Raw genomic sequence first — 6,406 nt, forward strand, 5'->3', positions numbered from 1 at the left:
TGCCGCTCGGCGACGGTATGGTGTTCGCCGCGACGACGGGCAAGCCGCGGCCCGGGCTGTGGCCGCTCGCGGCCACGCGGGTCCCGCACCTGCGCTCGGGGCCCCCCGGTCGGACCCTACGGGTGGCCCCCTCGCGTTGTCCTACAGGCTTAGCTGAAGGAGTCGCCGCAGGCGCAGGAGCCCGTGGCGTTCGGGTTGTCGATCGTGAAGCCCTGCTTCTCGATGGTGTCGACGAAGTCGATCGAGGCCCCGTGGAGGTAGGGGGAGCTCATGCGGTCGGTGACGACCTTGACGCCGTCGAAGTCCTTCACGACGTCGCCGTCGAGGGAGCGCTCGTCGAAGAAGAGCTGGTAGCGCAGGCCGGAGCAGCCGCCGGGCTGGACGGCGACGCGCAGCGCCAGGTCATCGCGGCCTTCCTGCTCCAGCAGGGTCCTGACCTTGTCGGCGGCGGCGTCGGACAGGAGGATGCCGTCGCTCACGGTGGTCTTGTCGTCCTGTACGGACATCTGCATTCACTCCCGAAGTGGGCGGCCCCCGCGCGGGGCAGGGAAACGTCGGACTCTTGCCGTCGGTGGCAACGAGCGGGACCGCGGATTCATTCCAGGACCCGATGCTCGTTTCAGATATTCATGCTCGCACACCCTCGCGGACGGGTCGGTCCGTGGACGAGCGGCCGCCGGGACGCCCGGCCGCGGGCGCGAATTCGTCACATCGACACTATCGGCATCGTCAAAGTGACGTGAAGCAGTTATGATAGATAGCGTCAAATAGACGAGAAGTCGAAGCGATGTCTCCCCAGTAGTCCTTGTCGCAGAAACAGAAAGGGTGCGTGTCGTGACCACCGCCCAGCCTTTGGACGTCCAGCCGACGCCCCTTGCCCTGCTGCTGCTCGGCCGTGAGGCCGACCCCAAGAGCGAGCGCGGGGTGGAGTGCCCCGGCGACCTGCCCTCGCCGTCGGACCCGAACCTGGTGGCCCGCGCCCGCGCGGCCAAGGAGAAGCTCGGGGACAAGGTCTTCATCCTCGGCCACCACTACCAGCGCGACGAGGTCATCGAGTTCGCCGACGTCACCGGCGACTCCTTCAAGCTGGCCAAGGACGCGGCCGCCAAGCCGGAGGCCGAGTACATCGTCTTCTGCGGCGTCCACTTCATGGCCGAGTCCGCTGACATCCTGACCTCGGACGACCAGAAGGTCGTCCTGCCCGACCTGGCCGCCGGCTGCTCGATGGCCGACATGGCCACCGCCGAGCAGGTCGCGGAGTGCTGGGACGTGCTGACCGAGGCCGGTGTCGCCGGGACGACGGTCCCCGTCTCGTACATGAACTCCTCCGCCGACATCAAGGCCTTCACCGGCAAGCACGGCGGCACGATCTGTACCTCGTCCAACGCGAAGAAGGCCCTGGAGTGGGCCTTCGAGCAGGGTGAGAAGGTGCTGTTCCTCCCGGACCAGCACCTGGGCCGCAACACCGCCGTCCGCGACATGGGCATGTCCCTGGACGACTGCGTGCTCTACAACCCGCACAAGCCGAACGGCGGCCTGACCGTCGAACAGCTGCGGAACGCGAAGATGATCCTGTGGCGCGGCCACTGCTCGGTCCACGGCCGCTTCTCGGTGGACTCGGTCAACGACGTGCGCGCCCGCATCCCCGGGGTGAACGTCCTCGTCCACCCCGAGTGCAAGCACGAGGTCGTGGCGGCCGCGGACTACGTCGGCTCGACGGAGTACATCATCAAGGCGCTGGAGGCGGCCCCGGCCGGCTCCAAGTGGGCCATCGGCACCGAGCTGAACCTGGTCCGCCGCCTGGCGAATCGATTTGCCGCGCAGGACAAGGAGGTCGTCTTCCTCGACAAGACGGTCTGCTTCTGCTCGACGATGAACCGCATCGACCTCCCCCACCTGGTGTGGACCCTGGAGTCCCTGGCCGAGGGCAACCTCGTCAACCAGATCCAGGTCGACAAGGAGACCGAGAGCTTCGCGAAGCTCGCGCTGGAGCGGATGCTGGGGCGGCGGTTGCGCCACCCCGTCGGGCTGGGGGTGGGGGCGCCCGGCATCTGCCGGGCGCCCCTTCGCGTCCTGCGCTTCGGTGGGCCCCGAGGGTCAGACCTTGACCGGGGCGTCGTCCTCGGCCGGGGCCGGCTCCGGGACCACCGTCAGGCGGGCCCGCTTCTTCTCCCGGCGGCGCTCCTTGCGGAGCTCGACCATCGTGTAGAGCGTCGGCACCAGCAGGAGCGTCAGCACCGTGGAGCTGATCAGGCCGCCGATGACCACGACCGCCAGCGGCTGCGAGATGAAGCCGCCCTCGCCCGTGACACCCAGCGCCATGGGCAGCAGCGCGAAGATCGTCGCCAGCGCCGTCATCAGGATCGGGCGCAGCCGGTGCCGGCCGCCCTCGATGACCGCCTCGACGACGCCCAGGCCCTGGGCGCGGTACTGGTTGACCAGGTCGATCAGGACGATCGCGTTCGTCACCACGATGCCGATGAGCATCAGCATGCCGATCATCGCCGGGACGCCCATCGGGGTGCCGGTGACGATGAGCAGGCCGAGCGCGCCGGTCGCCGCGAAGGGGATGGAGACCAGCAGGATCAGCGGCTGGATCAGCGAGCGGAAGGTCGCGACCAGCAGCATGAACACGATCGCGACGGCCGCGAGCATGGCCAGGGCCAGCGAGCTCTGGGCCTCGGACTGGTCGGAGGAGACACCGCCGATGGTGGCCGTGGCCCCCTCGGGCAGGTCCAGCGCCTTGATCTTCGTCTGGAGCGCGCCGCTGACGGCGCCGGTGTTGTCGCCGACCGGGCGTGCGGTGACGGTCGCGGCGCGGGCGCCGTCGATCCGGGTCATCGCGACGGGCCCGGGGACATCCTTGACCTCGGCGATGTCGCCGAGCTTGACCGGGCCGACGGGGAGTTCCCGCAACTGCGCCAGGGTGGTGGCCGGCTGCGCGGACTTGATGACGATGTCCCGCTCGGTGTCGTCGAGTACGGCCTTGCCCGCCGGGTTGCCCCGTACGGCCTGGGCGACGATCGCGCCGAGCGCGGCCTGGTTCAGGCCCACGTCGGCGGCCTTGGCGGTGGCGGTCACCGAGATCCGGGGCACCGACTGCGACAGGTCGCTCTGGACGTCGGTGACGTCCTTCAGCCCCGCGACCTCGGCGCGGACCTGCTCGGCGGCCTTGGCGAGGACCTCGCCGTCGCCGGCCTTGACGACCACGCTGAGGTTCTGGCTGCCGAAGCCGTCGCCCGCGGCGATGGTCGTGTCACCGATGCCGTCGAGCTTGGCCAGCTCGGCCTCGATGGACTTCTTCACGGACTCCGCGTCGCCCGCGTCCTTCAGGCCGACCTGGTACGAGGCCTGGTTGGAGCCGGTGCCGCCGCCGAAGGCGGCCATGAAGCCGGAGGAGCCGACGGTGACCTGGTAGCTCTTGACGCCCTCGGTGGCGGCCAGCACCTTCTCGATCTTGCGACTGGCCTCGTCGGAGGCGGCGAGCGAAGTGCCGGGGGCCAGGTGCTGCTTGACCGTCAGGACCTCCTGCTCGCCCTGGTCGAAGAAGTTGGTCTTCAGCAGCGGGGTCATCCCGAAGGTGCCGAAGAGCACGGCGACGGCGATGCCCACACTGGTCAGGCGGCGCCGGGTGGCGAAGCCGAGGACCCGTACGTACATCAGCTGGAGCCTGCTGCGGGACTCCTTCTCCTCGGCCTCGCGCCGCGCCCGGTCCGGATCGGCAGCCGCGCCCTCGGGCGTCCGCAGGAACCAGTACGAGAGCACCGGCACGACCGTCAGGGAGACGATCAGCGAGGCCAGCAGGGCGGCGGTGACGGTGATAGAGAACGGGGAGAACAGCTCGCCGATCATGCCGCCGACAAGGCCGATCGGCAGGAAGACGGCGACGGTGGTGAGCGTGGAGGAGGTGACCGCGCCCGCGACCTCCTTGACCGCCGTGATGATGGCGGCCTCGCGCTCCTCGCCGTATCCGAGGTGGCGCTTGATGTTCTCCAGGACCACGATCGAGTCGTCGACGACCCGGCCGACGGCGATGGTGAGCGCGCCGAGCGTCAGCATGTTGAGCGACAGGTCCCGGGTCCACAGCACGATCAGCGCGAGGACGACGGACAGCGGGATGGAGACCGCGGTGACCAGGGTCGAGCGCACCGACGCCAGGAAGACCAGGATCACGATCACCGCGAAGACCAGACCGAGCAGGCCCTCGGTGGTCAGGCTGGAGATGGACTTGGCGACGGCCGGACCCTGGTCGCTGACCACGGTCAGCTCGGCGCCGGAGCCGAGGGTCGAACGCAGCCCGGGCAGCTTGTCCTTGACGGCGTCCGAGATGGCCACGGCGCTGCCGTCCTTGTCCATCGTCAGGACGAGGGAGAGGCTGGGCTTGCCGTTGGTACGGGTGATCGAGTCGGCCTTGGCGGACTCCTGCTTCACCGCGGCCACGTCACCGAGGCGGACGGCGGGCCTGCCGGGGCCGGGGCTCAGCCGCAGGTCCTCCAGCTGGGCGAGCGAGCTGAAGCCCGAACCGACCCGTACGGTGCGGTTCTTGCCCGCCTCGTCGAAGGAGCCTGCGGGGACGGTCGCGCCGCCCGCCTGGAGGCCCTGGGCGAGCGAGGCTCCGTCCAGGCCGGCCGCCGCGAGCTTCGCGTTGTCCGGGGTGACGGTGACCTGGAGGTCCTGGACGCCGTTGACGCTGACCTGGCCGACGCCCGCGATGTCCTCCAGGACGGGGACGACGGAGCGGTCCAGCTGGTCGGCGAGGGCCTGCTGGTCCTTGTCGGAGGTGACGGCGAGGACGACGGTCGGCATGTCGTCGGTGGAACCGGCCACCACCTGCGGGTCCACGTCGGCGGGCAGCCGCACGCGGGCCCGGTTGACGGCCTGCTGGACGTCGGCGACGAGCTGCTTGGTGCCGCTGTCGCCGTAGTCGAAGGTCGCCATGACGAGGGCGTTGCCCTCGCTGGCGGTGGAGGTGATGCCGGTGATGCCGTCGACGCCCTTGAGGGTGGCCTCGATCGGTTCGACGACCTGCTTCTCCACCACGTCGGGCGAGGCGCCCTGGTACGGCGCGAGCACGGACACCATCGGCAGTTCGATGGACGGCAGCAGCTGCTGCTTGAGCTGCGGAATGGCTATGGCGCCGAAGAGGAGCGCGACGAGCGACACGAGGCCGATCAACGCCCTTTGGGCCAGGCTGAAGCGGGACAGCCGGAACATGGGTATGGGGATCTCTCTGCAGTGGCGTGTGCGAGGGCGCTTCAGCCTTTCGTACGCCCCGCCCGCGCCACGTCGCCCCCAGGTCCCGTCCTTATGTGCGGCATACCGCGTCCGCAGTACGCCGCCGTACTGCGCGGCCGCGCCGTCGGCCCCTCCCGGGAGGCAGGACTACTCGGCGCGCGGCCGGACCAGTCCCGATTCGTACGCGATGACCACCAATTGCGCCCGGTCGCGGGCGCCGAGCTTGGCCATGGCCCGGTTCACGTGGGTCTTGACGGTGAGCGGGCTGACCGCCAGCCGTCCCGCGATCCCGTCGTTCGAGAGGCCCGCCGCCACGTGTACGAGGACCTCGCGCTCCCGGCCGGTCAGCGCGGCGAGCCGCTCGGCGTGCACCGAGGCGGGCTCGGCCGGGCCGGCTCCCCCGCCCTGGGCGAGGAAGGTGGCGATGAGGCCCTTGGTGGCGGCCGGGGAGAGCAGGGCCTCCCCCGCCGCGGCGACCCGGATGGCGTTGAGCAGTTCCTCGGGCTCGGCGCCCTTGCCGAGGAACCCGGAGGCGCCGGCCCGCAAGGAGGAGGCGACGTACTCGTCCACCTCGAAGGTCGTCAGCATCACCACCCGTACGTCCGCGAGTTCCGGGTCGGCGGTGATCAGCCGGGTCGCGGCGAGCCCGTCGGTGCCGGGCATCCGGATGTCCATGAGGACGACGTCGGGCCGCGTGGCCCGCGCGGCGGCGAAGGCCTGCGCCCCGTCGGAGGCCTCCCCGACGACTTCCATGTCGGGCTCGGAGTCGACGAGCACCTTGAACGCGCTGCGCAGCAGCGCCTGGTCGTCGGCGAGCAGCACCCTGATGGGCCGGGGCGTCGGGGTCATTTCCACGCCCCGACCCTACGCGGCACGCCGCCGGCCCCGGCGTGCCGGGTGACGTCCACCCAAGCCGGGCCTAGCCAAGGGCCAGCACCACCAGGGCCGTCGTGGCGGAGACCTCGGCCAGGGCTCCGAAGACGTCCCCGGTGACCCCGTCGAAGCGGCGTACGCATCGGCGCAGCAGCAGTTCCGCGACCAGCAGGGCCGCCACGACCGCGGCGGCCTGCCGACCGGCGGCCGGCAGGCCCAGCGGCAGCGGGGGCGCCGCCCCCCAAAGCCCCGCCCCGGGTGGTATTAAAAAAATAAGCGGGCCACGCAAAATGGAGGG

General features: G+C 70.5%; 4 protein-coding genes and 1 pseudogene. 1 reads left to right on the top strand and 4 read right to left on the bottom strand.

All coding sequences use genetic code 11. The features are described 5' to 3' along the window. Positions 1–149: 149 nt before the first annotated feature. Positions 150–506: an iron-sulfur cluster insertion protein ErpA gene (erpA, locus tag ACFWBF_RS36935; protein ID WP_214940913.1), complete on the bottom strand. Its 357-nt coding sequence runs from the start codon at positions 504–506 to the stop codon at positions 150–152. A gap of 319 nt (positions 507–825) precedes the next feature. Here erpA and nadA point away from each other — a divergent pair. Next, positions 826–2,001 (top strand): annotated as a pseudogene (gene nadA / locus ACFWBF_RS36940) (quinolinate synthase NadA); the annotation flags it as partial. A gap of 96 nt (positions 2,002–2,097) precedes the next feature. Here the strand turns inward: nadA and ACFWBF_RS36945 are convergent. From ACFWBF_RS36945 to ACFWBF_RS36955, 3 genes are all read right to left on the bottom strand, one after another. Then, positions 2,098–5,214, bottom strand: coding sequence for an efflux RND transporter permease subunit (locus tag ACFWBF_RS36945; protein ID WP_385609215.1), 3,117 nt, complete (start codon positions 5,212–5,214; stop codon positions 2,098–2,100). Positions 5,215–5,382: 168 nt separating this feature from the next. Beyond that, positions 5,383–6,084 carry a response regulator gene (locus ACFWBF_RS36950; RefSeq protein WP_385609217.1) on the bottom strand — a complete coding sequence of 234 codons (702 nt, stop codon included), beginning with the start codon at positions 6,082–6,084 and terminating at the stop codon, positions 5,383–5,385. 70 nt (positions 6,085–6,154) lie between these two features. Next, positions 6,155–6,406: adenosylcobinamide-GDP ribazoletransferase (locus ACFWBF_RS36955; RefSeq protein WP_385609216.1), on the bottom strand; the 252-nt coding region annotated here is incomplete at its 5' end.

Source organism: Streptomyces sp. NPDC060028 (assembly GCF_042736725.1).
In the GTDB taxonomy this organism is placed as follows: Bacteria; Actinomycetota; Actinomycetes; order Streptomycetales; family Streptomycetaceae; genus Streptomyces.

What these genes read in the sequence shown, in the direction of transcription:
- ACFWBF_RS36945 (WP_385609215.1), bottom strand. Translation starts at nt 5,214, where the DNA reads ATGTTCCGGCTGTCCCGCTTCAGCCTGGCCCAAAGGGCGTTGATCGGC.
- erpA (WP_214940913.1), bottom strand. Translation starts at nt 506, where the DNA reads ATGTCCGTACAGGACGACAAGACCACCGTGAGCGACGGCATCCTCCTG.
- ACFWBF_RS36950 (WP_385609217.1), bottom strand. Translation starts at nt 6,084, where the DNA reads ATGACCCCGACGCCCCGGCCCATCAGGGTGCTGCTCGCCGACGACCAG.